The organism is Corynebacterium sp. UMB4614 (genome assembly GCF_030217065.1).
Classification (GTDB): Bacteria; Actinomycetota; Actinomycetes; order Mycobacteriales; family Mycobacteriaceae; genus Corynebacterium.
Genome location: NZ_JASONC010000010.1, coordinates 48,467 through 70,642 on the forward strand (window position 1 = coordinate 48,467; position 22,176 = coordinate 70,642).

General features: G+C 64.4%; 25 protein-coding genes and 1 pseudogene. 20 read left to right on the forward strand and 6 right to left on the reverse strand.

Annotated features, from left to right (window positions below; translation table 11 throughout):
• Positions 1 to 384: 384 nt before the first annotated feature.
• On the forward strand, positions 385 to 639 hold the full coding sequence (locus QP413_RS05870) for a hypothetical protein (protein ID WP_284781075.1): 255 nt from the start codon (positions 385 to 387) through the stop codon (positions 637 to 639).
• A 485-nt stretch (positions 640 to 1,124) separates the two neighbouring features.
• The gene (gene ppk2 / locus QP413_RS05875; RefSeq protein WP_148792652.1) at positions 1,125 to 2,024 is read left to right on the forward strand and encodes a polyphosphate kinase 2; all 900 of its coding nucleotides are present in this window, start codon (positions 1,125 to 1,127) and stop codon (positions 2,022 to 2,024) included.
• 115 nt (positions 2,025 to 2,139) lie between these two features.
• On the opposite strand, the gene QP413_RS05880 is transcribed toward ppk2, so the two are convergent.
• Positions 2,140 to 2,292: a hypothetical protein gene (locus QP413_RS05880; RefSeq protein ID WP_284759354.1), complete on the reverse strand. Its 153-nt coding sequence runs from the start codon at positions 2,290 to 2,292 to the stop codon at positions 2,140 to 2,142.
• Between the two features lie 11 nt (positions 2,293 to 2,303).
• Between QP413_RS05880 and QP413_RS05885 the strand changes: the two genes are divergently transcribed.
• The 3 genes and pseudogenes from QP413_RS05885 to QP413_RS05895 all read left to right on the forward strand — a co-directional run.
• Positions 2,304 to 2,801, forward strand: a complete 498-nt coding sequence (locus QP413_RS05885) for a hypothetical protein (RefSeq protein ID WP_141759506.1) — start codon at positions 2,304 to 2,306, stop codon at positions 2,799 to 2,801.
• Positions 2,802 to 3,113: 312 nt separating this feature from the next.
• Complete coding sequence (locus QP413_RS05890) at positions 3,114 to 3,557, forward strand: hypothetical protein (RefSeq protein WP_141759507.1); 444 nt, start codon at positions 3,114 to 3,116, stop codon at positions 3,555 to 3,557.
• 110 nt (positions 3,558 to 3,667) lie between these two features.
• Positions 3,668 to 4,282 (forward strand): annotated as a pseudogene (locus QP413_RS05895) (polyphosphate kinase 2); the annotation flags it as partial.
• 115 nt (positions 4,283 to 4,397) lie between these two features.
• Here the strand turns inward: QP413_RS05895 and QP413_RS05900 are convergent.
• The 5 genes from QP413_RS05900 to QP413_RS05920 form a co-directional block, all read right to left on the reverse strand.
• Positions 4,398 to 5,426: a nitronate monooxygenase gene (locus QP413_RS05900; protein ID WP_284781076.1), complete on the reverse strand. Its 1,029-nt coding sequence runs from the start codon at positions 5,424 to 5,426 to the stop codon at positions 4,398 to 4,400.
• Positions 5,427 to 5,470: 44 nt separating this feature from the next.
• Entirely contained in the window at positions 5,471 to 5,689 is a 219-nt protein-coding gene (locus QP413_RS05905; protein ID WP_070760682.1) for a hypothetical protein, read from the reverse strand.
• A 341-nt stretch (positions 5,690 to 6,030) separates the two neighbouring features.
• A complete protein-coding gene (locus QP413_RS05910; protein ID WP_284781078.1) occupies positions 6,031 to 6,288 on the reverse strand; it encodes a hypothetical protein in 258 nt (85 codons plus the stop codon).
• Between the two features lie 186 nt (positions 6,289 to 6,474).
• Positions 6,475 to 6,801 (reverse strand): rhodanese-like domain-containing protein, encoded by a 327-nt coding sequence (locus QP413_RS05915; protein ID WP_284781079.1) that lies wholly within the window; start codon positions 6,799 to 6,801, stop codon positions 6,475 to 6,477.
• 157 nt (positions 6,802 to 6,958) lie between these two features.
• The gene (locus tag QP413_RS05920; protein WP_284781080.1) at positions 6,959 to 7,435 is read right to left on the reverse strand and encodes an inorganic diphosphatase; all 477 of its coding nucleotides are present in this window, start codon (positions 7,433 to 7,435) and stop codon (positions 6,959 to 6,961) included.
• 146 nt (positions 7,436 to 7,581) lie between these two features.
• Here QP413_RS05920 and dacB point away from each other — a divergent pair, with 146 nt between their 5' ends.
• From dacB to QP413_RS05995, 15 genes are all read left to right on the forward strand, one after another.
• The gene (gene dacB, locus QP413_RS05925; protein WP_284781081.1) at positions 7,582 to 8,958 is read left to right on the forward strand and encodes a D-alanyl-D-alanine carboxypeptidase/D-alanyl-D-alanine-endopeptidase; all 1,377 of its coding nucleotides are present in this window, start codon (positions 7,582 to 7,584) and stop codon (positions 8,956 to 8,958) included.
• A gap of 59 nt (positions 8,959 to 9,017) precedes the next feature.
• On the forward strand, positions 9,018 to 10,271 hold the full coding sequence (tilS, locus tag QP413_RS05930; RefSeq protein ID WP_187289720.1) for a tRNA lysidine(34) synthetase TilS: 1,254 nt from the start codon (positions 9,018 to 9,020) through the stop codon (positions 10,269 to 10,271).
• Positions 10,264 to 10,866, forward strand: coding sequence for a hypoxanthine phosphoribosyltransferase (hpt, locus tag QP413_RS05935; protein WP_012360938.1), 603 nt, complete (start codon positions 10,264 to 10,266; stop codon positions 10,864 to 10,866). Before tilS ends, hpt begins: the two co-directional genes overlap by 8 nt.
• A gap of 87 nt (positions 10,867 to 10,953) precedes the next feature.
• Positions 10,954 to 13,386, forward strand: a complete 2,433-nt coding sequence (gene ftsH, locus QP413_RS05940) for an ATP-dependent zinc metalloprotease FtsH (protein ID WP_284781083.1) — start codon at positions 10,954 to 10,956, stop codon at positions 13,384 to 13,386.
• 20 nt (positions 13,387 to 13,406) lie between these two features.
• The gene (gene folE, locus QP413_RS05945) at positions 13,407 to 14,021 is read left to right on the forward strand and encodes a GTP cyclohydrolase I FolE (RefSeq protein ID WP_012360936.1); all 615 of its coding nucleotides are present in this window, start codon (positions 13,407 to 13,409) and stop codon (positions 14,019 to 14,021) included.
• Positions 14,022 to 14,192: 171 nt separating this feature from the next.
• Positions 14,193 to 15,047, forward strand: coding sequence for a dihydropteroate synthase (folP, locus tag QP413_RS05950; protein WP_173362367.1), 855 nt, complete (start codon positions 14,193 to 14,195; stop codon positions 15,045 to 15,047).
• Positions 15,040 to 15,417 (forward strand): dihydroneopterin aldolase, encoded by a 378-nt coding sequence (folB, locus tag QP413_RS05955; protein ID WP_012360934.1) that lies wholly within the window; start codon positions 15,040 to 15,042, stop codon positions 15,415 to 15,417. Before folP ends, folB begins: the two co-directional genes overlap by 8 nt.
• A 4-nt stretch (positions 15,418 to 15,421) precedes the next feature.
• Positions 15,422 to 16,096: a 2-amino-4-hydroxy-6-hydroxymethyldihydropteridine diphosphokinase gene (gene folK, locus QP413_RS05960; RefSeq protein WP_246818147.1), complete on the forward strand. Its 675-nt coding sequence runs from the start codon at positions 15,422 to 15,424 to the stop codon at positions 16,094 to 16,096.
• 5 nt (positions 16,097 to 16,101) lie between these two features.
• Positions 16,102 to 16,578 (forward strand): DUF3180 domain-containing protein, encoded by a 477-nt coding sequence (locus tag QP413_RS05965; protein WP_070759637.1) that lies wholly within the window; start codon positions 16,102 to 16,104, stop codon positions 16,576 to 16,578.
• 26 nt (positions 16,579 to 16,604) lie between these two features.
• Entirely contained in the window at positions 16,605 to 17,765 is a 1,161-nt protein-coding gene (locus QP413_RS05970; protein ID WP_284781087.1) for a DUF6779 domain-containing protein, read from the forward strand.
• Positions 17,766 to 17,813: 48 nt separating this feature from the next.
• Positions 17,814 to 18,761 (forward strand): DUF2520 domain-containing protein, encoded by a 948-nt coding sequence (locus tag QP413_RS05975; RefSeq protein ID WP_284781089.1) that lies wholly within the window; start codon positions 17,814 to 17,816, stop codon positions 18,759 to 18,761.
• Between the two features lie 5 nt (positions 18,762 to 18,766).
• On the forward strand, positions 18,767 to 19,759 hold the full coding sequence (panC, locus tag QP413_RS05980) for a pantoate--beta-alanine ligase (protein ID WP_284781091.1): 993 nt from the start codon (positions 18,767 to 18,769) through the stop codon (positions 19,757 to 19,759).
• Between the two features lie 19 nt (positions 19,760 to 19,778).
• Entirely contained in the window at positions 19,779 to 20,198 is a 420-nt protein-coding gene (gene panD / locus QP413_RS05985; protein ID WP_012360928.1) for an aspartate 1-decarboxylase, read from the forward strand.
• 143 nt (positions 20,199 to 20,341) lie between these two features.
• Positions 20,342 to 20,836 (forward strand): Rrf2 family transcriptional regulator, encoded by a 495-nt coding sequence (locus QP413_RS05990; protein WP_012360927.1) that lies wholly within the window; start codon positions 20,342 to 20,344, stop codon positions 20,834 to 20,836.
• Positions 20,837 to 20,873: 37 nt separating this feature from the next.
• The gene (locus tag QP413_RS05995) at positions 20,874 to 22,082 is read left to right on the forward strand and encodes a globin domain-containing protein (RefSeq protein WP_284781093.1); all 1,209 of its coding nucleotides are present in this window, start codon (positions 20,874 to 20,876) and stop codon (positions 22,080 to 22,082) included.
• The last annotated feature ends 94 nt before the right edge of the window (positions 22,083 to 22,176 follow it).

The window sequence follows — 22,176 nt, forward strand, 5'->3', positions numbered from 1 at the left end:
GCGGTGTTCTGAGGTGCGTTACGGCGCCCTGTGGCGTGCTGCACCGGGGTATGTGCCCATCGAGCGTAGATGCTCAGGTGTTCCTCAGGAAAGTAAAAAATATAAATCTGAGCGCCTATCGGGAATGCTTTTCATCTGTTCAGAGTGGGTGTTACCTGGGTGGGTTTCTCAGGTTAATTGCGGGTTAACCAGTGGAGATGCTCGATCATGGAAAGTCGCAGAAGGTTATAAATGTGATCCTTTTCACATGTTGGCAGGAAATCGTTATCCTCTCTTGACATAAATATTCCCTGTGCCATAATCGAGAGCCGTAACGCACTAAGCGTTGATCCAATGTAGGTCCCGTGAAAGTGGCGGGGCTGTCATACTTATCGAGGAGTTCATATGAACGTCGACATGATCACCACCTTCCTGAACGACTTCTCCACCTTCTGGAAGAACATCTGGGAGTTCCTGAAGCCGATCTTCAACATGGCTAACCCAGAGGGCTGGACCAAGCTGAAGGGCCTCGAGGGTGAAGACCGCAAGCAGGCTCACCTGGACAACCTGAACAACCTGGCTAAGTCCTTCGGTGGCAAGTGGGAAGAGACCGACGGCTACACCAAGGTCGAGCCAAAGGGTTCCTCCAAGGCTGAGTAGTCTCCCCGGAAACCGCGCTGGTTTCCGCTTGCCGCTAGTGCTCTAGCGGCGCACCCTGCCCTGCCCGGCGGGGCCCTCTAAAAACAGTTTCACCACTCGCCTTCGGGCGAGGGGGCCTACACTCTAGGAGTTCTTCGTATGAACAACGCAACCTTCTTCTTCGAGACCATGTCCAACGTCGCTGACTGGATCGGCGCACTGTCCAAGCTGATCGGCCTGCTGCCGAACTTCCTCCAGGCACTGGGCTTCTAATTTAAGCCTCGCCGAGAGCTAATAAACCCCGCCACCGTCACGGTGGCGGGGTTTTTGGTTTCACCAAATTTGCCTGCGCATTCCGTCACGCCCCGCATGGTCGCGGCCAGCCAGCGCGAGCTGCGATTCTTAATGCACTTTAAGGGGAGGCGTGGCTCACCCCCGGGGCTGTTAAGCAGTAGAATAGAACGCGTAGAAGTCTCACTCACTAGGCCGAAAAACAGGTGCACAGCATGAGCAATACCAACGAAGAAGACATGCACTTCGTCGACCTCGCATCCACCGAGGGGTACATGGTGGATGACTCCGATGAAGACGACCCGGTACTGATCACCCCAGACGGCGAGCGCGTCGACACCTGGCGCGAGGACTACCCCTACGAAGAGCGCATGAGCCGCGATGAGTACGAGCACATCAAGCGCGCCCTCCAGATCGAGCTGCTGAAGTGGCAGAACTGGACCAAGGACACCGGCCAGAAGCACATCATCCTCTTCGAAGGCCGCGACGCCGCCGGTAAGGGTGGCTCCATCAAGCGCTTCAACGAGCACCTCAACCCGCGCGGCGCCCGCACCGTCGCCCTGGAGAAGCCGACCGAGCGGGAGTCCACCAGCTGGTACTTCCAGCGCTACATCCAGCACTTCCCGGCCGGCGGCGAAATCGTGTTCTTCGACCGCTCCTGGTACAACCGCTCGGGCGTCGAGCGCGTCATGGGATTCTGCACCCACGCGCAGCACGCAGAGTTTATGCGCGAAGTCCCGATGCTCGAGAACATGATCATGGGCTCCGGTATCTCCCTGACCAAGTTGTGGTTCTCCGTGACCCAGAAGGAGCAGCGCACCCGCTTCGCGATCCGCCAGGTCGACCCGGTCCGCCAGTGGAAGCTTTCCCCGATGGACCTGGCATCTCTGGACCGCTGGGATGACTACACCCGGGCGAAGGAGGAAACCTTCCGCTACACGGACACCAACGAGTCCCCGTGGATCACCATTAAGTCCAATGATAAGAAGCGCGCCCGCATCAACGCGATGCGCTACGTGCTCAGCAAGTTCGAGTACACCGGCAAGGATCACGAGGTCGTGGGCCAGCCGGATCCGCTGCTGGTCAAGCGCGGCCGCGACCAGATCGGCGACTAAAACCCTCTAGCTGCCCGCGGAGCCCGCGGGGCAGCGTGATACTGCAGCGCGTTCGTCACGCGCTCATAGCGAAGGGAGGGCTACCCAACCAGGGTGGCCCTCCCTTTTTCGTTTCCTACGGAGTCAGCTCCGCGACGATCGCCGCAGCTGGCCCCGGTCGCGTGAGTTCATAATTCTCCCCGGCCCACAGGTTCAGGTACTCCCGATCGCCGGCCTTATCCGCCGTGCCGCGCAGGCCGGAGGTTAGGTAGTGCAGCTCTGGGTACACTTTCCACTATAGTGGAGTTACATTCTCGACCTCCTGCCAACAGCGATGGCGGGAAGATTGGCGGTACTAAATTGCGCACTTCCATTCTCTCCACTGTGGTGGCAACTCTCCTGACTGTTTGTGCTTCCCCAGCTGCGTTTGCAACTGAAGATAGTCCTAAAGCGGAGGAAAATCCTTACTCTATTTTAGAGCTATCCCAAGGAGAATCTGTTTCAGTTCCTCATGGATATGACATCGGTTTTGTAGAAGAAAAGCCATCTTTAGCTCAGATGGCTCGTTCTGCCAATACCGCTCCATCCTGCGTCGAGGCGAGGGTGGAAAAACTTGCTGTCCAGGTTTATAACAACTGCGAGTCCGATATGAGAGTCAAAGTTATTATGACCGCCAACACGTCTCCTATTTTGGGGGCTAAAGACAGCGCCTGCAATACGATTGCTCCAGGTACCAGGTCAAATGTTAGATGGATCATCCGCGGAAACGAGAAGGTAGATAGGGTAGAACTTTGCTAAGAAATATTTCTAAAACCTCCAAGTGGATTATTTCCATTCCGGTTGCTTTTTCACTACTGTTCGTTAGCCCAGCTCCAGCTTTTTCGGCTGTGAAAAAAAATGAACTGGGCATGTACACAGTGAAGTGTCAAGTTGTAAAGAATGAACCGGGAAACCCAATAGTAGGGTTGGTTTACGGCAATCATCCGAAAGATCCTACAAAGGCGGAGAAAGATGCGGATTTGTACACGAACAAATTCGGAAAAAATGTGCATAAAAGGCACTGCTACCCTCAGCCTAGGTATACAAATTCTGGAGCTTTCACTGTAGACGGTGATCCGATTTAATATGTCTGGCGAAACGCTGCTTTTTACAACTTACTTCCTCGCTCGAGAGTCTGACCTTGAACAATTCCATAAACAGTATTTAAAAAGAGTGGATAAGGCGCGAGCGATCACACAGATACTCTATGTAACTGACGAAATTACACATGGGGGAGACGAAGTAATTCGCGAAGTCATGATGCAAGATTTCCGTAGGGATATGCGAGACTTTGGCACTTACCCATTTGATGAATCTGAATGGGGTTTGTATAGCCTTTCATGTGTGGCTAAAGACGTTGACGAACCCGCCATGGAAGGGGCTGGTGTCTCTCGACTATGGCGTGATTTGGCATTAGGTGAAGAGACAGTGCCTAGGGAATTTACCAGTCATGTAAAAGCCGTTAATGTGTCGAGCGATGGCAGAAGGTTCCCTCTGGGATCTATTTGTGCTTGATTGTGATCCAGAAATTCAACGGAATATCAATATGATAAATGCCGTCACCTCTTGATTAAGGCGTCAGCGTGTAGTCTGGACGATTAGGCTAATCACTGGTGCACATATCCGGTGGCTCCATCAAGCGCTTCAACGAGCACCTCAACCCCCGTGGTGCGCGCACCGTCGCCCTGGAGAAGCCGACCGAGCGCGAGTCCACCAGTTGGTACTTCCAGCGCTATATCCAGCACTTCCCGGCCGGCGGCGAGATCGTGTTCTTCGACCGCTCCTGGTACAACCGTTCCGGCGTCGAGCGCGTCATGGGCTTCTGCACCCACGCGCAGCACGCCGAGTTCATGCGCGAAGTCCCGATGCTCGAGAACATGATCATGGGCTCCGGCATCTCCCTGACCAAGTTGTGGTTCTCCGTGACTCAGAAGGAGCAGCGCACCCGCTTCGCGATCCGCCAGGTCGACCCGGTCCGCCAGTGGAAGCTTTCCCCGATGGACCTGGCATCTCTGGACCGCTGGGATGACTACACCCGGGCGAAGGAGGAAACCTTCCGCTACACGGACACCAACGAGTCCCCGTGGATCACCATTAAGTCCAATGATAAGAAGCGCGCCCGCATCAACGCGATGCGCTACGTGCTCAGCAAGTTCGAGTACACCGGCAAGGATCACGAGGTCGTGGGCCAGCCGGATCCGCTGCTGGTCAAGCGCGGCCGCGACCAGATCGGCGACTAAAACCCTCTAGCTGCCCGCGGAGCCCGCGGGGCAGCGTGATACTGCAGCGCGTTCGTCACGCGCTCATAGCGAAGGGAGGGCTACCCAACCAGGGTGGCCCTCCCTTTTTCGTTTCCTACGGAGTCAGCTCCGCGACGATCGCCGCAGCTGGCCCCGGTCGCGTGAGTTCATAATTCTCCCCGGCCCACAGGTTCAGGTACTCCCGATCGCCGGCCTTATCCGCCGTGCCGCGCAGGCCGGAGGTTAGGTAGTGCAGCTCTGGGTACAGGCTCGGGGCCAGCGGCTGGAAGCGGTCGGTGAAGGCATTGCGGATCGCACGCGCCGGTTTGCCCGTGAACGCCGTGGTGATCACGGTTGGCCTCCCCCTGAGCGTCTGCAGCGCTTGCTTGTGCGTAGTCTTCGTTCCCGCCTCCGTCGCCAGGAGGAAGCGGGTGCCCACCTGGGCGGCAACCGCGCCGTGCTCCAGGGCCTCCGCCACGTCCTGCTTGGTGGCGATGCCGCCAGCGGCGATCACCGGCTTATCGGTGGCTTTCTTTGCATGGGCCAGCAGCGCGGCGAGCGAGTACGCGCAGCCCGCCTCCGGGGTGGAAAGCACCGTGCCCCGGTGACCACCGGCCTCCTTGCCCTGTAGCACGATGGCGTCGCAGTCCGTGCCCGCGAGATGCTCGATCTCCTCCGGGGTCGTGGCGTTGAGCACCACCAGCTTCTGCTTGGCGTGCAGGGCGTCCACGACCTCCGGGGTTGGGTAGCCAAAAGTAAAGGACACGACCTTGGCGGTGGAGGAAAGCGCGATCTGCACCTTCTCCTCATAATGATCATCGGTGTTGCGAGGGGCGTCCGGAAAAGAGGCCTGCACAGCCGAGTAGGCGTCCAATTGTTCGCGATAACGCTGCCAACTGTGCAGCTCCGCGGTGGAAAGACCCGTGTGGGGCGGTGGGGAGAAGATATTCACCCCGAAGGGCCAGGTGGTGAGATTCTCTATTGCTGCAAGGCGTTCGCGGAACGCATCGGGGGAGAGGTAACCCGCGGCCATCATGCCGAGCCCACCGGCGTTGGACACGGCGGCGACGAGCTCCGGGGTGGACGGGCCTCCGGCCATCGGCGCCAGGACGATGGGGCGTTCCAGCGACAGAAACTCACTCATGGGGGCTCTTTCCTAAGGGTTGATGGGTGGTGCGTGTGTGCGGGCTATCGCTCGGGGTGATTGCGCTTGCGTTTGGCCTCCTTGTAGGAGGCGAAGCCCATCGCCGTGGTGGAGCCGACTGCAAACAGCAAGATCAACGCCATGAGTACATCGGCCTGTAGCTGCGGCATGTCGTTGAGGGCCGGTGGTGCCCAGAAGAGCATCACCAGCAGGACCAGGATTGACGCAACGGATAGGAGCCTCAGCGCTAGCAGCTTCTTCATGGGGGCCTCTCGTTTGGTCGGTGGTTCATGGCTGGGAGCCTTTAGCTTTCCACACTATCGCGGATCGGACACGTGAAAAACCCCGTCACGGGTTCTTTCGTGACGGCGGGCCCGTGAAGGATTTAGGGGCTGCGGATGCTCAGAGTGTAGTGAAGGCCGGTCCTCATTGCGCCTTTTGCAGAGTTTGTGGTCGGTTTTCAGGTGTTTTGCGACCTTAAACTCTGCAAAACCGTGCGGGGCCCGGGCGTGCCACCCGTGCGGGGCGGAGCCCGCGAGGAGTGTGAGAGGTGCACGGATGCGCGGGTTGCTCCCGGGTGTGCTGCCCGTGCGAAGGCTGGGCCTTAGAGGGTCGGGCGGGGGAGGTGATCCGAGCTCGGGGTGCGCTGTTGTTTCGCAGCTTCTTCGCGGTTGCCTCGCACGAACTTTTCGATCAGCAGGATGGTGATCGGGAACTCCGCGACCATGAACAGGACGATCAGGATGATGAGCTGGGTGCTGCCCTCCAGAGCCGAGAACTCAGCTGGGGGTGCGACGAGAAGGTAGATGAAGGCGACGACGGCCACTACCGCAAGGACGATGATGAATGCATGTTTCTTCATAGGAATGCAACCTTTAGCTCTGTCGATCAGGGCCTTGTTCCTTCGACGTTATCCTTGTCAGCAGTGTAAATAAATGCTTTTGGGGGAAAATCTAAAGTGAATTTTTGATAAAGAAACTCCCGCCACCGGTGGCTGAAAGCCACCCGCAGCGGGAGCAGTGCGGGAGCACGCGCCCAGCGCCGGCGCTTAGGCCGGGTTCGTGGTCTCTTCGCCGTTGACGATGATCGTGCGGCCGGCATCTCGCCAGCCGATGGAGCCATTGGACACGTTGATCGCGTCGATGCCGTTGAGCTCCAGCCACTGGCAGGCCTTCGCCGAGCGGCCACCCGACAGGCAAATGATGTACAGGTCCTGGTCCAGGTCCAGCTCGCCGTAACGCAGCTGCAGCTCGGACAGCGGGAGGTTCTCGGCGCCCTTGGCGTGCCACTCCGCGAACTCATTGGCCTCGCGGACGTCCACCAACTGGACGTGCTCTGGGACGTCTTCTGCTCTCATGGATTCAAAGTCACTCATGCCCGCCATGCTACTAGCCACCACCCCGCCTGCCCCACGACGGTGGGGCAGCCCGTACCCCTCCTGTCGCGCGATCCACCCTGCCCATGCAAAAGCGCCCGCCCCACAGCAGGGGAGCGGGCGCTGAGTCCCAAGAGGCCTAAAAGCCTAAAGCCTTTTACTTCTTGGCGCGCTCGATGGCGTCGGCCAGGATCTTCTCCGCGTCAGCAGCGGTGCCCCAGCCCTCGCCGCGGGCCTCCTTGCCCGGCTCGAGGTCCTTGTAGTGCACGAAGAAGTGCTCGATCTCGTCCTTGGTGAACTGGGAGATGTCGTCCACGTCCTGGTACTGGTCGAAGCGCGGATCGTCGAGCACGCAGAGCAGCTTGTCGTCGCCACCGGCCTCGTCGGTCATCTTGAACACACCAACCGGGCGGGCCTTGACAACCACGCCTGGGAACAGTGGCTCCGGAAGGATGACCAGCGCGTCCAGCGGGTCGCCATCCTCGCCGAGGGTGTTGTCGATGTGGCCGTAGTCAGCCGGGTACGCCATCGGGGTGAACAGGTAACGGTCCAGGTAGACCTTCCCGTTCTCGATCTCGTACTTGTTGCGGGAACCCTTCGGGATCTCGATGGTGACTTCGATGCTCTGAGCCATAACTCGCGCCATCCTTAAAATCGGTGTTCTGCTTGAAGCGCCTCGTGGCGCCTGACGTACATGCAGGCCCCATCCTAGTCGCAGGATAAGGTGGAACCTACTAACTGCCCCGCCCCTGCCGCCCACACATTGTCAGGATTTAGATTTTGGAAGCTGAGAAGAAGTCCTCTTTCCGCCGCTGGCTCCTCGCGGTGGTGGCGTTCCTCGCGGTCGCCGCCGCCATTATCGCTGGCGCGGTGGTTCTTTCCCAGCGTCCTCATTACGACGTCGCCCCCGCAGCGCTTCCCCGTCCTGACGAACCAGTGATGGTGGAGGCCAGCCCGCCCGCCACTCCGGTGGACCTGACTGAGGTGAAGAAGGCGGCGAAGGACCGGCAGCTGGGGCGCCTGTCCGCGGAGATCACCGACCTGGAAACCGGCGAGGTGTTGTTCGCCAACGATGAGGGCAAGCATCTGGTGCCGGCGTCGTCGACGAAGGTGTACACCACCGCCGCGGCCCTGCTGGCGAAGGGGCCGCAGGATCGGCTGCCGACCTCCGTGGTCAAGGGTGGCCCGGGCGAGCTGATCCTCGTCGGGGAGGGGGACATTACGCTTTCCCGCAAGCCCGGCTCCGGCTTCTTCACGGACGCCCCGGCCATCAGCGATCTGGCGGATCAGGTTCGCCGAGCGTTGCCGCCGGAGGAGCTGAAGAAGATCACCAAGATCACGGTGGATAACTCCATGCGGGAGAAGTCCACCTTCCACAAGAGTTGGGACCTGGTGGAGATCGGGATGGGCAACGTGACCTTCCTGGACTCCGTGATGATCGACGCCGGCCGCATCATCCCCACGGAAAATTACTCCGCCCGCAGCAACACCCCAGCCCGGGACGTGGCCCAGGCGCTCGCCGAGGACATGGGGCTGGGGGAGAAGCTCAAGAACAAGAAACTGAAGCTCGAGGTTTCCGATGATCCCGTGGGTCCGGCCCACCCTTCCGCTGAGGAAGCGTTGGGGCAGGTGCTCTCCGCGCCACTGAGTACCCGACTGCGGGACATGATGCTGCACTCGGACAACATGCTCGCAGAGGCCGTCGGCCGCGAGGTGGCGATCAGCCAGGACCTGCCGGGCACCTTCAAGGGCGCGACCGAGGGCGTGCTCAAGGTGCTGAAGGACAACGGCGTGGACACCGAAGGTGCGGTGCTGCACGACACCTCCGGCATGAGCGAGGACAACCGCCTGAGCGCCCACAACCTGAACTCCGCGCTGGGCAGCAAGAAGCTGCACGCCCTGCAGCAGGACCTGCCGGTCGCCGGTGCGGAGGGCACGCTGCGCAACCGTTACCTGGCGGGCAGCGGGGCCGAGGACGCAGCCGGGTGGGTGCGCGCGAAAACCGGCTTCCTCGACGGGGTCAATGCCCTGGCCGGCACGGTGGTCACCAAGTCCGGCCGCCCGTTGAGTTTCGCTTTCCTGTCCAATACTCCCGCCGACGTCGGCGACGGGCGCGAAGCCCTCGACCGGCTGGCCGCCGCCGTGTATCGGCTCTAGTTTTCTCGGCAACGGCCACGCAGGGTGACTGGGGCCAGGCCCTGGGGAGGAGGAACACCGTGAGCACCGCAGCGGACTTCCGCGCCTGGCTCGCTGGGCTGCGCACAACGCATCCGGAGCACGCCGCGCAGTTGGCCGAGGGGCCGGTCTACCTGGGGGTTTCCGGGGGTGCGGACTCCCTCGCGCTGGCCTATACCGCCGCCGGGATCGCCAAGAAAGACCTGCCGGGGGCGAGCTTCCGCGCCTTGGTGGTGGATCACCAGCTGCAGGAAGGTTCCGCCGAGGTCGCCGCCACCGCGGCGCAGAACTGTGAGGAGATCGGCATCCCGGCCCAGGTCCTCACCATCGATGTCCCCGGCGGGCCGGGTGCAGATGAGGCCGCCGCCCGCGAGGCCCGCTACCGCGCGCTCGGGGCCGCGGCTGCGGGGCGGCCACTGTTGGTGGCGCACACCGCCTCCGATGACGCGGAAGGGTTGTTGCTGGGCCTGGCCCGTGGTTCCGGGACGGGTGCGCTGGCCGGGCTGCGCCCCATCACGACGGCCACCCACCAGCGCTCGGATAATGGCGAGCAACAGGCCGGCAACGAGCACCCGGCCATTGCTGCGGGGGCCGGGTGGCTCGGCCGCCCCTTGCTGGACAGCACGCGAGAGGACACCGAGGCCACGTGCCACCGCGCCGGGCTGAGCTTTTGGTCTGACCCGCACAATGCCAGCCCCCGCTTTCGCCGATCGCGGGTCCGTCAGGAGCTGCTGCCCCTGCTGGAGGAGATCCTCGGCCCCGGCGTGGCCGACTCCCTCACCCGCACCGCCCGGCTGCTGCGCGAGGATTCCGACTACCTGGAGGCCGCCGCCCACGCGGAATACACCCGGCTTATCGCCGAAGCCGGCAGCCACGGGCACGCCGAGGGTCACGAGCAAGCCGACAACCGTGAGCACGCCGGGGATCGTCCGCACGCCACCGCCGAGCTGGCCTGCGCCCCACTCGCCGAGCTGTCCGACGCCCTCCGGCGCCGCGTGATCCGCCATTGGCTCGCGGGAAAAACCGGGCCGTTGACCTACTCCCACTTGAGCCGCATCGACGCCCTCGTCACGGATTGGGCCGGGCAAGGCGGCGTGTCCGTCCCGTGGCATACAATGAACGGTTATGAGGCTTTAGGCAGAGGCCGCGCCCACCCGCCGAGCCCGCCACCAGCGGAGGTGTCGCCCACCGGGCAACACCGCACCCGGCTGGTGGTGGCGCGGCGCGGCGGCGTCCTGCGCCTCGTGGCGGAAGAATCACACAAGCACCCAAAGGATCGACGAGCACATGACTGATCAGAACTCGACTTGGACCAAGAAGAGCACCGACATCCCGGCCCACCCCTACGGTGACGACCTGGAAGCCGTCCTGATCGACCAGGACACCCTCCACTCCCGCATCCGCGAACTCGCTGCCGCCATCGACGAGCGCTACCGCGACGCCCCGGAGGACCTCATCCTCGTCTGCGTGCTCAAGGGTGCGGTCTTCTTCATCACCGACTTCGCCCGCGAGCTGGAGATCCCGAACCAGCTGGAGTTCATGGCCGTCAGCTCCTACGGCAACTCCACCAGCTCCTCCGGCGTCGTCCGCATCATGAAGGACCTGGACCGCGACATCGAGGGCCGCGACGTCCTGATCGTCGAGGACATCATCGACTCCGGCCTGACCCTGTCCTGGCTGATGAAGAACCTCACCAACCGCAAGCCGCGCTCCTTGTCCGTCGTGACACTCTTCCGCAAGCCAGAGGCCGTCAAGGTCGAGATCGAGGACCTCATTGAGGTCGGATTCGACATTCCGAACGAGTTCGTGGTGGGCTATGGCCTGGACTTCGCCGAACGCTACCGCGACCTGCCATTCGTCGGCACCCTGAAGCCGGAAGTGTACGAATAGAGCGTTCACGCACCTTCAGCCAGCGCCCGGACGTCCGCGAGTAGCGCTGGCGAAACAATGCGCGGGCACAACTAACTGATGGGAAATATGGACAAGAACAAGGTCCTGAGGATCGCGGGGATTGTCGCCGCCGCCCTCATCGCTATTTACGCTTTTGGCGTGCTCACGGACAGCGACCGTGGTTTCGACAAGGTCGATACCTCCATCGCGATCAAGGAGCTCGACGCCAAGAACGTCAAGGAAGCCGAGATCAAGGACCGCGAACAGACGGTCCAGCTGAAGCTGAAGAAGCCCATCGAGGTCGAGGGCAAGGATGGGATCGAGCAGATCACCACCCAGTACCCGGCCCGAGCCAGCCAGCAGATCTTCGATGCGGTGAAGGGCTCCGAGGCGGAGAAGTTCGACACTCACGTCTCGCAGGACTCCTTCATCGGCGGGCTGCTGATGATGCTCCTGCCGATGCTGCTGATCTTCGGCCTGCTGTTCTTCATGCTCACCCGCATGCAGGGCGGCGGGGGCATGGGCCCCTTCGGCTTCGGCAAGTCCCGCGCCAAGGACCTGCAGAAGGACAACCCGGATACCCGCTTCGACGACGTCGCCGGTGCGGACGAGGCCGTCGAGGAGCTCGACGAGATCCGGGACTTCCTCTCCAACCCAGGGAAGTACGAGAAGCTCGGCGCGAAGATCCCGCGCGGCGTGCTGCTCTACGGCCCGCCCGGCACAGGTAAGACGCTGCTGGCCCGCGCGGTGGCCGGTGAGTCCGGGGTGCCGTTCTACAGCATCTCCGGCTCCGACTTCGTGGAAATGTTCGTCGGTGTCGGTGCTTCCCGCGTGCGCGACCTGTTCAAGCAGGCCAAGGAAAACGCGCCCTGCATCATCTTCGTCGACGAGATCGACGCCGTCGGCCGCCAGCGTGGCGCCGGCATGGGCGGTGGCCACGACGAGCGCGAGCAGACCCTGAACCAGCTGCTCGTGGAGATGGATGGCTTCAACGGCCGCGAGGGCGTGATCCTCATGGCCGCGACGAACCGCCCGGACGTGCTCGACCCAGCACTCCTGCGCCCGGGCCGCTTCGACCGCCAGATCCCGGTGACCAACCCGGACCTGGTGGGCCGCGAGCAGATCCTGCGCGTCCACGCTGAGGGCAAGCCGCTGGCACCGGACGTCGACCTGGCCTCCCTGGCCAAGCGCACCGCTGGCATGTCCGGCGCGGACCTGGAGAATGTTCTCAACGAGGCCGCGCTGCTGACCGCCCGTGTGGACGGCAACGTCATCACCGGGGATGCCCTGGAAGAAGCCACCGACCGCGTCGTGGGTGGCCCGCGCCGCACCTCGAAGATCATCTCCGAGCATGAGAAGAAGGTCACCGCCTACCACGAGGGCGGCCACACGCTGGCGGCCTGGGCGATGAAGGACATCGAGCGGGTCTACAAGGTCACCATCCTGGCCCGTGGGCGCACCGGCGGACACGCGATGACCGCCGCGGAAGACGACAAGGGCATGTACAACCGCTCCGAGCTCTTTGCTCGCCTCGTCTTCGCGATGGGCGGGCGTGCCGCCGAGGAGCTGGTCTTCGGTAACCCGACCACCGGTGCGAGCGCGGATATCGAGATGGCCACGAAGATCGCCAAGGCCATGGTCGTCGAGTACGGCATGAGCCCGCGCGTGGGTGCCGTGAAGTTCGGCGAGGAGCAGGGCGACCCCTTCGTCGGCCGCGGCGGCGGTGGCCAGTTCCACCCCTCCGAGAAGGTCGCCGCGCTGGTGGACGAGGACGTCCGCATGCTCATGGACAAGGCCCAGAACATTGCCTACGAGGTGCTGCGTGAGCACCGGGAGTACCTGGACACCCTGGCGGAGAAGCTGCTCGAGAAGGAGACGCTGCGCCGCCCGGACTTGGAGGCCATTTTCGATGGCATCACCCCGCGCGAGGTCTCCGAGATCTTCCCGGGCCAGGATATGGACCGTCCGAAGGACTACCGCGAGCCGGTGAAGACCCCGGTCGAGCTGGCAAAGGAGCGCGGCGAGGAGCCGCCGAAGCGCAAGGATTACTTCTCCGCTGCCCGCCGTGCGCGCATCGAAAAGCGCAAGCAGGAACAGCAGGAGCAGGTCAAGCAGCTGGAGCGTGAGCAGGAGGCCAACCAGGAGCCTCAGCGCGGTTTCGAGCTGCCGGAGCACGAGCGCCCGGATAACCCGTGGACCTCGGACGACGCCCCGACCACCCAGATCCGCCCGGTCACTGAGGCCGGCGGGCAGGGTGTCTCGGAGTCCCCGGCCGCCGGTGAGCCCGCGCCGCATGTTTCTGGCCCGGATGCGGCAGAGCCAGAGAGTCCGGAGCAGCAGAACCCAACGCCGGGTAGCCCAGCGCCGGAGCCGTACAACGGCGGGCGCCACGCCCGCCGCGACCCCGCGCAGCACCCAGGGACCAGCGCCTACGGCGACGGTAGTGACTGGGGTGAGTCGGGTGGGCGTCATCACTCCCGGCCGAATGATGACAACCCCAGCGATGAAGAGAAGAACTAAGGAAGGCGGCGAACACCGACATGGCTGATTCGACAAAGCCTGATTCGACCACGTCTGAGTCGACGAGGCACTTCGACCGCGAGCGCGCCGAAGCCGCCGTCCGCGAGCTGCTCATCGCCGTGGGGGAGGACCCCGACCGCGAAGGGCTGGCCGATACCCCGGCCCGTGTGGCGCGCGCCTACGAGGAGGTCTTCTCCGGCCTCGGCACCGACCCCACCGAGGTGCTCAACACCACCTTCAACGAGGACCACCGGGAGCTCGTGCTGGTCAAGGACATCCCGTTCTACTCCACCTGCGAGCACCACCTCGTGCCCTTCTTCGGCCACGCCCACATCGGCTACATCCCGGGGCGTTCCGGGAAGGTCACCGGGCTGTCCAAGCTGGCCCGCCTGGTGGAGGGCTTCGCCCGCCGCCCGCAGGTCCAGGAGCGCCTGACCACCTCCATCGCCGACGCGCTGATGGAACGGCTGGACGCCTCCGCGGTGATCGTCGTTATCGAGGCCGAGCACCTGTGCATGGCGATGCGTGGGGTGCGCAAGCCGGGCGCGAACACCGTGACCTCCGCCGTGCGCGGCGGCTTCCAGAACAACGCCGCCACCCGCGCCGAGGCCATGGCGCTGATCCGCGGGAACTAGAACCCCAGCACTAGCGCCCGGGCCAAGCGCACCAACAGCGAACCCTGCGGGAACCAACCCTAGAAAGACTTGATGATGCAGCCTGCACAGTCTACTCAGCCTGACCAGCCGACCACGCCGGAGAAGAGCACCCAGCAGAACCAGTCGGCCACCCCGCCGCGCACCAAGGTGATGGGGATCCTCAACGTCACGGAAGACTCCTTCTCCGACGGGGGCTCCAACCCGGACACCGCCACCGCCGTGCGCCATGCCCAGCAGATGGTTGACGCGGGCGCGGACATTATCGACGTCGGCGGCGAATCCACCCGCCCCGGCGCCCAGCGCGTTGACCCGGAAATCGAACGCGGGCGCGTGACCCCCGTGATCGCGGAGCTCTCCGCGCTGGGTATCACCACGAGCGTGGACACCATGCGCGCCGCCACCGCACTCGCCGCTGCGGAGGCCGGGGTGGACATCCTCAACGACGTCTCCGGTGGCCTCGCGGACAAGGACATGCTCCCCGTCGCCGCCGAGACCGGCCTGCCGATCTGCCTCATGCACTGGCTGACCGACCGCTTCGAAGGCGCGGAAGGCTACGCGGATCAGAGCGCGGGCACCGGCGTGGATGTGGTCACCGCCGTCCGCGACTGGCTGCTGCGCCGAGTGGACGCAGCACTCGCCGCCGGGGTGAAAGAGGAGAACATCATCCTGGATCCCGGCATCGGGTTTGCGAAGTCCCCGGCGGATAACTGGCAGCTCCTGGGGGCGATGGGCCAGCTCAACGAGCTGGGTTTCCCCGTGCTGATCGGCGCCAGCCGTAAGCGTTTCCTCACCGCCCTGCGCCCTGCCAGCGACGGCCTCCCTGGCTCCCCGGAGACGGCGGACGACGCCACCGCGGCGGTCTCCGCGCTGGCAGCCCAGGCGGGCTCCTGGGCGGTGCGGGTGAACAACGTGGCCCCCTCCCGGGCCGCGGTGGACGTGGCTTATTACTCCCGCCTGGGCGACGGCCCGGCGGTGGCAGAAGGGTGGCGAGCGCGCCGTGGCTGATCGCATCGAACTCATGGGCCTGAAGGCCTATGGCTACCACGGGGTCCACGACTTCGAGAAGGACGAGGGCCAGAACTTCGAGGTGGACATCGTCGTCTGGACGGACTTCGCCGCCTCCGCGGCCTCGGATGACCTCGCCGACACGATCTCCTACGTGGACCTGGCAGACATCGCCGTGGCCGTGGTGGAGCAGGAGCGCTTCGACCTGATCGAAACACTCGCCGCCACCATCGCTGACCGGATCATCGCCCTCGGCGGGGCACATGCTGCGGAGGTCACCGTGCACAAACCACAGGCCCCGATCCCGCACCACTTCAGCGACGTGCGGGTGGTTGCCCGCCGCAACCTCAAGCAGCAACGAGGCAGGTAAGACCGTGGCGAGCAACACCGCCGGCTGGCGGGTGGCCATCGGGCTGGGCAGTAATATGCCCGGCGACCAGGGCAGCCCGGAAGCCATGATCCGCGCGGCCGCCAGCGCCGTGCTCGATCTGCCCGGCACCCAGCTGCTGGCAGCCTCCCAGGTCTACGCCACCCCGCCGTGGGGCGTGGTCACCCAGGAAGAATTCCGCAACGCCGTGATTCTCGTGGCCACCGAACTAGAGCCCCTCGATCTGCTGCACGCTTGCCAGCACATCGAGAACGAAGGCGGTCGGGTGCGCCTCCAGCACTGGGGGCCGCGCACCGTGGACCTCGACCTGCTGGCCGCCTACGACGCCGCCACCGGCGAGCCGGTGATCTCCGGTGGGTGCTGGGGCGAGGAGCTGATCCTGCCGCACCCGTACACCACCGCCCGGGGATTCGTGCTCGTGCCCTGGGCAGAGATCGCCCCGGAGGACCCGCTGCCGCGCGTGCCCGGCTCCCCGGCAGGGCCGGCCGCAACCGCCACGGTCGGTGAGTGGCTGGCCCAGCTGCCCGAAGAGGACACCGCAGGCATCACCCAGCTCGGGGCGCTGCTGACCAGTCCAGCCACGCCCGGGGAGGCTGGGGTTGACGTCCTAAAAAACGGCGGCAACGAGCCCAGGAACCGCGACGAGCCCTGGGTAGACTGAAAAACATGAAGAAGATGAAGCAGGTCGCGCCCACGGCGCTGGTGATCGCAGCAGTGATCGCCGCCGCGTTCGCGTGGGTGACCGCACTCGGCTTCTACGCCCACTTCCCGCGCATCGAACTGGCGACCGGCAGCGTGCTGTGGATCGCCGCGATCATCTGCGGGGTGCAGGGCTTCATCATGCGCAAGAAGCTGCAGGACAACGCCATCGGCCTGGACCGTAGCCAGGTCAACCCGATGACGGTCGCGTTCAGCGGGGTGCTCGGCCAGGCCGTCGCGTGGATCGGCGCGATCTTCGCCGGTGCCTACGGCGGGATGGTCATATTCCTGGTCTTCAACGCCGGACACCTCGTCGTCGCGCAGGAGGACGCCCCGGGCGCGATTGTCGGGATGCTCGGCGGGGCACTGGCCGCGGTGGCGGGCAAATGGCTGGAACAGAACTGCCTCACACCACCGGAAGATGGCGGGGTGCCCGGTGAATAACAGCGTCAACAGGTAAGGTGACCAGCATGAGCAATCGGGAGAACTGGAGCCAGAACGCCGCTGCGGGCGGCGCCGAGCAGACGGACGGGCAGAACAGCGGGCCGCGCGTACTGATGGTGCTGCTCGTGGTGCTGGCGCTGATCGCCAGCATCCTGATGCTGTTCCTGGATTCCGACCTGTGGCTGAAGATCGCGGTCATCGCCGCGCTGTGGGCCGCGTTCCTGGGCATCGTGCTGGTCTCCAAGTACTCCAGCGCGCTGCGCGCCGAGCAGAAGCGCGTGAACACCCTGGAGCGGGCACACCGTGCAGAGATGGAGCGCGAGGTCGCGGGCCACCAGCAGCGCGAGGCGGCGCTGAAGGAGAACTACACCCGCCAGCTGCGCAACCAGCGCGATGAGCACCTGGAGCAGCTGCGCCACGAGCTGATCTCCCTGCGGGCGCAGCTCGCGGAGATGTCCGGCGAGGAGCTGGACGACGAGCAGACCGCCGTGCGCGCCCGCGCCGAGCGCATCATCGAGCTGGACCGGGGTGGGTCGCAGCCGGCCGACCGCCGCTACCAGACCGGTACGTCCGGGCAGGCTGAGTGGAAGCAGCCGCAGTCTGAGCAGGCCAAGAAGCGCGCGGCGCGCAGCAGCCAGCCGGGCGCGTCCGCCCGCGCTGCCTCCTCCGCGGGGTCCCCGACGCTTGGCCACAACAGCGAGCCGAGCTCCGACCGCCGCGCCTCGGCATTCTCCACCGGCAGCTTCGCCGCCGTGAAGTGGACCGGGGACAACACCGAGGAGACCACGCAGATCCCAATCGTCGTGGACTCCAGCTCCTCCAGCAGCGCCCAGTCGGGTGCCTCCGGCGCGCAGGCCGCAGCGAACCGTGGCTCCGAGGCCGCTGAGCCGAAGGCCGCGGGCCGTGGCCAGCACGAACGGCGCGAGGCAGCACAGGCTCCCCAGCAGGAGCGCGCAGCCCAGCCTGCACCGCGCACCGAGCCGGCGTTCCGCTCCTACGAGCCGAGCCAGGCCGCTTCCGAGCAGGCCAGCGAGTCGGCACAGAAGTCGGCTGCTCCGCAGGCGAAGCAGGGCGAGCAGGGCGGTGCCCACGAGTACCGCGCCGGCCGCCGCCGCGCGGACGAAAACGCCAAGGGCCTGACCGTTGCGGAGCTGATGAAGCGCTTCCAGCAGAACGACAAGAACTAGCCCGCTCCGCGACTTCAAAGAGCTTGCACCGCGACCCAAAGATTCAGCATGATTGATCGCCAACCCCCACGCCTGAGCGTGGGGATTATTTCTGCCGGCGCCGTTGGACTCGCCCTGGCCGAGGCCTTCACCCGGGCCGGGCACCACGTCCACGGCATCCACGCCCACTCCGAGCGCTCCCAGGCGCGGGCCGCCCAGCGCGTTCCGAACATTCCGCTGGTGTCAGCGGCTGAGGCCGCGATGGCCCAGCTGGTGGTCCTCGCCGTGCCGGACCCGGTGCTCCCAGAGGTCGCCGCCGAGGTCGCCCGCACCGTGCGCGACGGCCAGATGGTCATGCACACCTCCGGCCGCAATGGTTGCCAGGTGCTCCAGCCCATCACCGATGAGGGCGCGCTCCCGCTGGCCCTGCACCCCGCGATGGGCTTCGTGGGCACGCCTCAGGACACCGAGAACCTGCTGGGCTGCGGCTGGGGTGTCACCACCGACTCCGAGGTCGGCCAGGCGGTCGGCGAACTCCTCGTCCAATCCCTCGGCGGCGTGGCCGTCCACATCGCCGAAGATCGCCGCCCGGCCTATCACGCCGCCATGGCGCACGCCGCGAATCACCTGGTCACCCTCATCTCGGACGCCCACTCTATGCTCAACGCGGTGCTCGATAAGCCAAACACCCCGGCCGCCATCGCGGGGGAGGGGGAGTCTAGCGAGGCCCGGCTGCTGCTCAACTCCATCGTCCGGGCCGGAGCAGACGCCACTCTGCGCGAGCACCTGGGTGCCCTGACCGGCCCCGCCTCCCGCGACGACGCCCCCGCCGTCCTCGCCCACCTGGAGGCCTTGCGCCAGCTCTCCGACGAGTCCGCCGACCCGAACTCCCACAACCTGCACCTGCGCTATCTGCCGATGGCCGAGCGCACCGCCCAGGCAGCCGGCTCCCCGGAGGTCGAGCGGGCGCTCATGGCCTACCGCAGCGAGCACGGTCTACCCGGTGGACTAACCTAAGGCGCATGACCAAGAATCAGCCCAGCCCCCAGGCCGACCCGCAGGCAAACCCCCAGCCCTTCCGCCGCGGTGAGGCCACCCTGATGACCACCATCGACGAGTTCAGCCAGGTCACCCGCGCAATGCGCAAGGCCGGCAAGCCGGTGTGCCTCGTGCCCACGATGGGTGCGCTCCACGAAGGCCACCTTTCCCTGGTCAAGGCAGCAAAGACGGTCCCGGGTGCTTTCGTCGCGGTCAGTATCTTCGTCAACCCGCTGCAGTTCGCGGAGGGCGAGGACCTGGACGCCTACCCCCGCACCCTCGACGCCGACGTCGAAAAGCTCAAGGCCGCGGGCGTGGACGCCGTCTTCGCGCCCTCTGCCCGAGAGATGTACCCCAATGGCCCCCGCACCACGATTCACCCCGGCCCAGCTGGCTCGATCCTGGAGGGTGAGCACCGCCCGACCCACTTCGCGGGCATGCTCACGGTGGTCAACAAGCTCTTCCAGATTTCTCACTGCGACCACGCCTTCTTTGGCGAGAAGGACTATCAGCAGCTCGTCCTGGTCCAGCAGATGGTCAACGACCTCAACATGGAGCTGCGCGTCCACGGCGTCCCGATCGTCCGCGAGGGTGGTGGACTGGCGCTGTCCAGCCGCAACGTCTACCTCTCCGATGAGGAGCGCGAGCTGGCCCTCACCCTCTCCGCAGCGTTGACGGCCGGTTCCTTCGTCGCCGAGGACGGCGCGGATGCGGTGCTGTCTACTGCCCGTGCCATTCTCGATGACGCCGAGGGCGTCGAGGTGGACTATCTTGCTCTTCGTGGCACCGATCTCGGCGAGGCCCCGGAAACCGGGGACGCCCGGCTGCTGGTTGCCGCTCGCGTGGGCAGCACCCGGCTGATCGATAATGTTGGCGTGCCGATTGGTGTAGGGTTCAAGAACTTGGACCCCGAGCAGGGCGCAGGCGGCTCCGATGCTGCCGCCCCTGCCGCTCCCGATGACGCACCCCAGAGCTAGAAAAAGTTAGGTTCATCCCTTGTTCCGCACCATGCTGAAGTCAAAGATCCACCGCGCGACGGTCACCCAGGCCGACCTGCACTACGTGGGTTCCTGCACCATCGACGCAGACCTGATGGACGCCGCCGACATCCTCGAGGGCGAGCAAATCGACATCGTCGATATCGATAACGGCAACCGGCTGACCACCTACGCCATTACCGGCGAGCGGGGCAGCGGGGTCATCGGTATCAACGGCGCAGCTGCCCGCCTGATCAGCCCTGGCGACCTGGTGATCATCATCGGCTACGGCATTTTCGACAATGCCGAGCTGGGGGACTACCACCCGCGGGTGATCTTCGTCGACGAGAACAATAAGCAGGTTGAGCTGGGGGAGGACCCGGCCCACGCCCCGGCCGGCAGTGGTCTGAAGGACCCGCGCCACCCGGAGGGGGAGTAGCGCCCGAGAAGGTGTTCTTCTAAGCCCGCCTACGCCAAGGGTGCGTGGCGGGCTTTGACGCTATCTGTGACTGTGTTTAACACCACACCATAAAAGATGTATTACAGATGCATCTTTAAGGGATTTCTAGATAGGTTGGAATTATGCAACTCACAACATTCGCTGACCTGGGGCTCCGCGTACTGATGGTGCTCGGTGCCACCCAGGCAGTGGATGCTGCCGATCGTTCGCCGGTACGGATTCAGGACCTTGCGGACCAGCTCAACGCCTCGCGAAACCACGTCGCGAAGGTCGTGAACATGCTGACTAGCGACGGGCTGCTTGAATCCATCCGCGGGCGTTACGGCGGGGTGCATATCACTGAACAGGGCATGCGTGCGAGCGTCGGCGCACTCCTGCGCCAACTCGAAGGCAACAGGGAAGTCGTCGACTGCGAGGGGGCGCTGCAATGCCCCCTCGCTCGCCACGACTGCGCGCTGCGTCGCCGGCTTGCTGCCGCACAGGAGGCGTTCTTCGCCACTCTCGACGGGGATACCGTCGGCGATCTTGTCTCCGCGACGAAGGGGCTCGCCGCCGGAGCCTCCGGCGGGCCCGTGCCACTCGGCGCTCCAACGCTCAAGGCAAAGCCCACGACTTAACATCCCTGCGGGGAGTTTTGAGGAGGAATGATTCGCAATGTTCATCGCCGAGACCCCAGCCAATGCCCGTGGCCGCCTAACCCCAGGTAATGCCGAGATCATCAAGCAGACCCTCCCGCTCGTTGGTGCGAACATCACGAAGATCACCCCCATCTTCTATGAGAAGATGTTCGCCGCCCACCCTGAGCTGATCGCCGATACCTTCAATCGTGGCAACCAGAAGTCCGGGGAGCAGCAGAAGGCACTGGCTGCCTCCATCGCGACCTTTGCTGCAATGCTCGTGGATGATAACGCACCGGATCCGGTGGACATGCTCTCCCGCATCGGCCATAAGCACGTATCCCTGGGGATCGTGGAAGATCAGTACCCCATCGTTCACGACAACCTCTTCGCCGCCATCGTCGAGGTGCTCGGTGAAGACGTCGTCACCCCCGAGGTTGCCGCAGCCTGGGACGAAGTCTACTGGCTTATGGCCAAGGTCCTCATCGACTACGAGCGCGAGCTCTACCGCTCCGCGGGAGTCGCTGACGGTGAGGTTTTCACCACGGCCGAGATTGTCTCCCGCAAGCAGCTGCCCGCCGAGGCGATGGAATTTACCCTCCGTCCGGACGAGATGACGGAGAAGTTTATGGACGCCCTCCCCGGCCAGTACACCTCCATCGGTGTTCGACTGCCTGACGGGGCTCGCCAGCTGCGTCAGTACTCCCTCGTCGACGTCGACAAGGGGGCTGGCTGCATCCGCATCGCTGTCCAGCGCGACGGTGAGGTGTCCTCCTTCCTGATGGACTCCCTCTCGGATGGGGATCGTGTGGACGCCACCCTGCCGGCCGGTGATCTGGTGCTGGACGATTCAAGCGCCCCGGTGGTGCTCGTCTCCCAGGGCATCGGCTCCACCCCGATGGTGGGAATGCTGTCCGCCCTCGCCGCCGCCAAGTCTGAGCGCAAGGTCGTGGTGCTCCACGCTGACTCCTCTGCCCAGGACCACGCGCAGCGCGATCTGCAGGAGAGTTTGAGCGGGCAGATCGGTGCCACCTACAAGCTCTTCTACCGGGAGAGCGGTCAGCGCATGAATCTCGGGGAACTGATGGATGAGGGCGTACTGCCAACCGGCGCGCACTGGTACCTGTGTGGTGGAACGTCCTTCCTGCAGGACATTCGCGAGCAGATCGCCGGTGGCGAGCAGGCGCTGGCTCCGAAAAAGGTCGCCTTTGAGCTCTTCAGCCCAAACGACTGGCTGATCAGCTAAAACTGGCCTGCATCTTGCAGGGGTATCGCGGGGCTCGGCCAATGGTGGGCCGAGCCCCGTTTGCCGTGCCATCGATGGGGTAATCTGCGTCCGT

Excerpts from the sequence above, each read along its gene's own strand:
- QP413_RS05870 (WP_284781075.1), top strand. The coding sequence starts at position 385 with ATGAACGTCGACATGATCACCACCTTCCTGAACGACTTCTCCACCTTC.
- ppk2 (WP_148792652.1), top strand. The coding sequence starts at position 1,125 with ATGAGCAATACCAACGAAGAAGACATGCACTTCGTCGACCTCGCATCC.
- QP413_RS05900 (WP_284781076.1), bottom strand. The coding sequence starts at position 5,426 with ATGAGTGAGTTTCTGTCGCTGGAACGCCCCATCGTCCTGGCGCCGATG.
- QP413_RS05905 (WP_070760682.1), bottom strand. The coding sequence starts at position 5,689 with ATGAAGAAGCTGCTAGCGCTGAGGCTCCTATCCGTTGCGTCAATCCTG.
- QP413_RS05910 (WP_284781078.1), bottom strand. The coding sequence starts at position 6,288 with ATGAAGAAACATGCATTCATCATCGTCCTTGCGGTAGTGGCCGTCGTC.
- QP413_RS05915 (WP_284781079.1), bottom strand. The coding sequence starts at position 6,801 with ATGAGTGACTTTGAATCCATGAGAGCAGAAGACGTCCCAGAGCACGTC.
- QP413_RS05920 (WP_284781080.1), bottom strand. The coding sequence starts at position 7,435 with ATGGCTCAGAGCATCGAAGTCACCATCGAGATCCCGAAGGGTTCCCGC.
- hpt (WP_012360938.1), top strand. The coding sequence starts at position 10,264 with ATGACTGATCAGAACTCGACTTGGACCAAGAAGAGCACCGACATCCCG.
- ftsH (WP_284781083.1), top strand. The coding sequence starts at position 10,954 with ATGGACAAGAACAAGGTCCTGAGGATCGCGGGGATTGTCGCCGCCGCC.
- folE (WP_012360936.1), top strand. The coding sequence starts at position 13,407 with ATGGCTGATTCGACAAAGCCTGATTCGACCACGTCTGAGTCGACGAGG.
- folP (WP_173362367.1), top strand. The coding sequence starts at position 14,193 with ATGGGGATCCTCAACGTCACGGAAGACTCCTTCTCCGACGGGGGCTCC.
- QP413_RS05965 (WP_070759637.1), top strand. The coding sequence starts at position 16,102 with ATGAAGAAGATGAAGCAGGTCGCGCCCACGGCGCTGGTGATCGCAGCA.
- QP413_RS05970 (WP_284781087.1), top strand. The coding sequence starts at position 16,605 with ATGAGCAATCGGGAGAACTGGAGCCAGAACGCCGCTGCGGGCGGCGCC.
- QP413_RS05975 (WP_284781089.1), top strand. The coding sequence starts at position 17,814 with ATGATTGATCGCCAACCCCCACGCCTGAGCGTGGGGATTATTTCTGCC.
- panC (WP_284781091.1), top strand. The coding sequence starts at position 18,767 with ATGACCAAGAATCAGCCCAGCCCCCAGGCCGACCCGCAGGCAAACCCC.
- QP413_RS05990 (WP_012360927.1), top strand. The coding sequence starts at position 20,342 with ATGCAACTCACAACATTCGCTGACCTGGGGCTCCGCGTACTGATGGTG.
- QP413_RS05995 (WP_284781093.1), top strand. The coding sequence starts at position 20,874 with ATGTTCATCGCCGAGACCCCAGCCAATGCCCGTGGCCGCCTAACCCCA.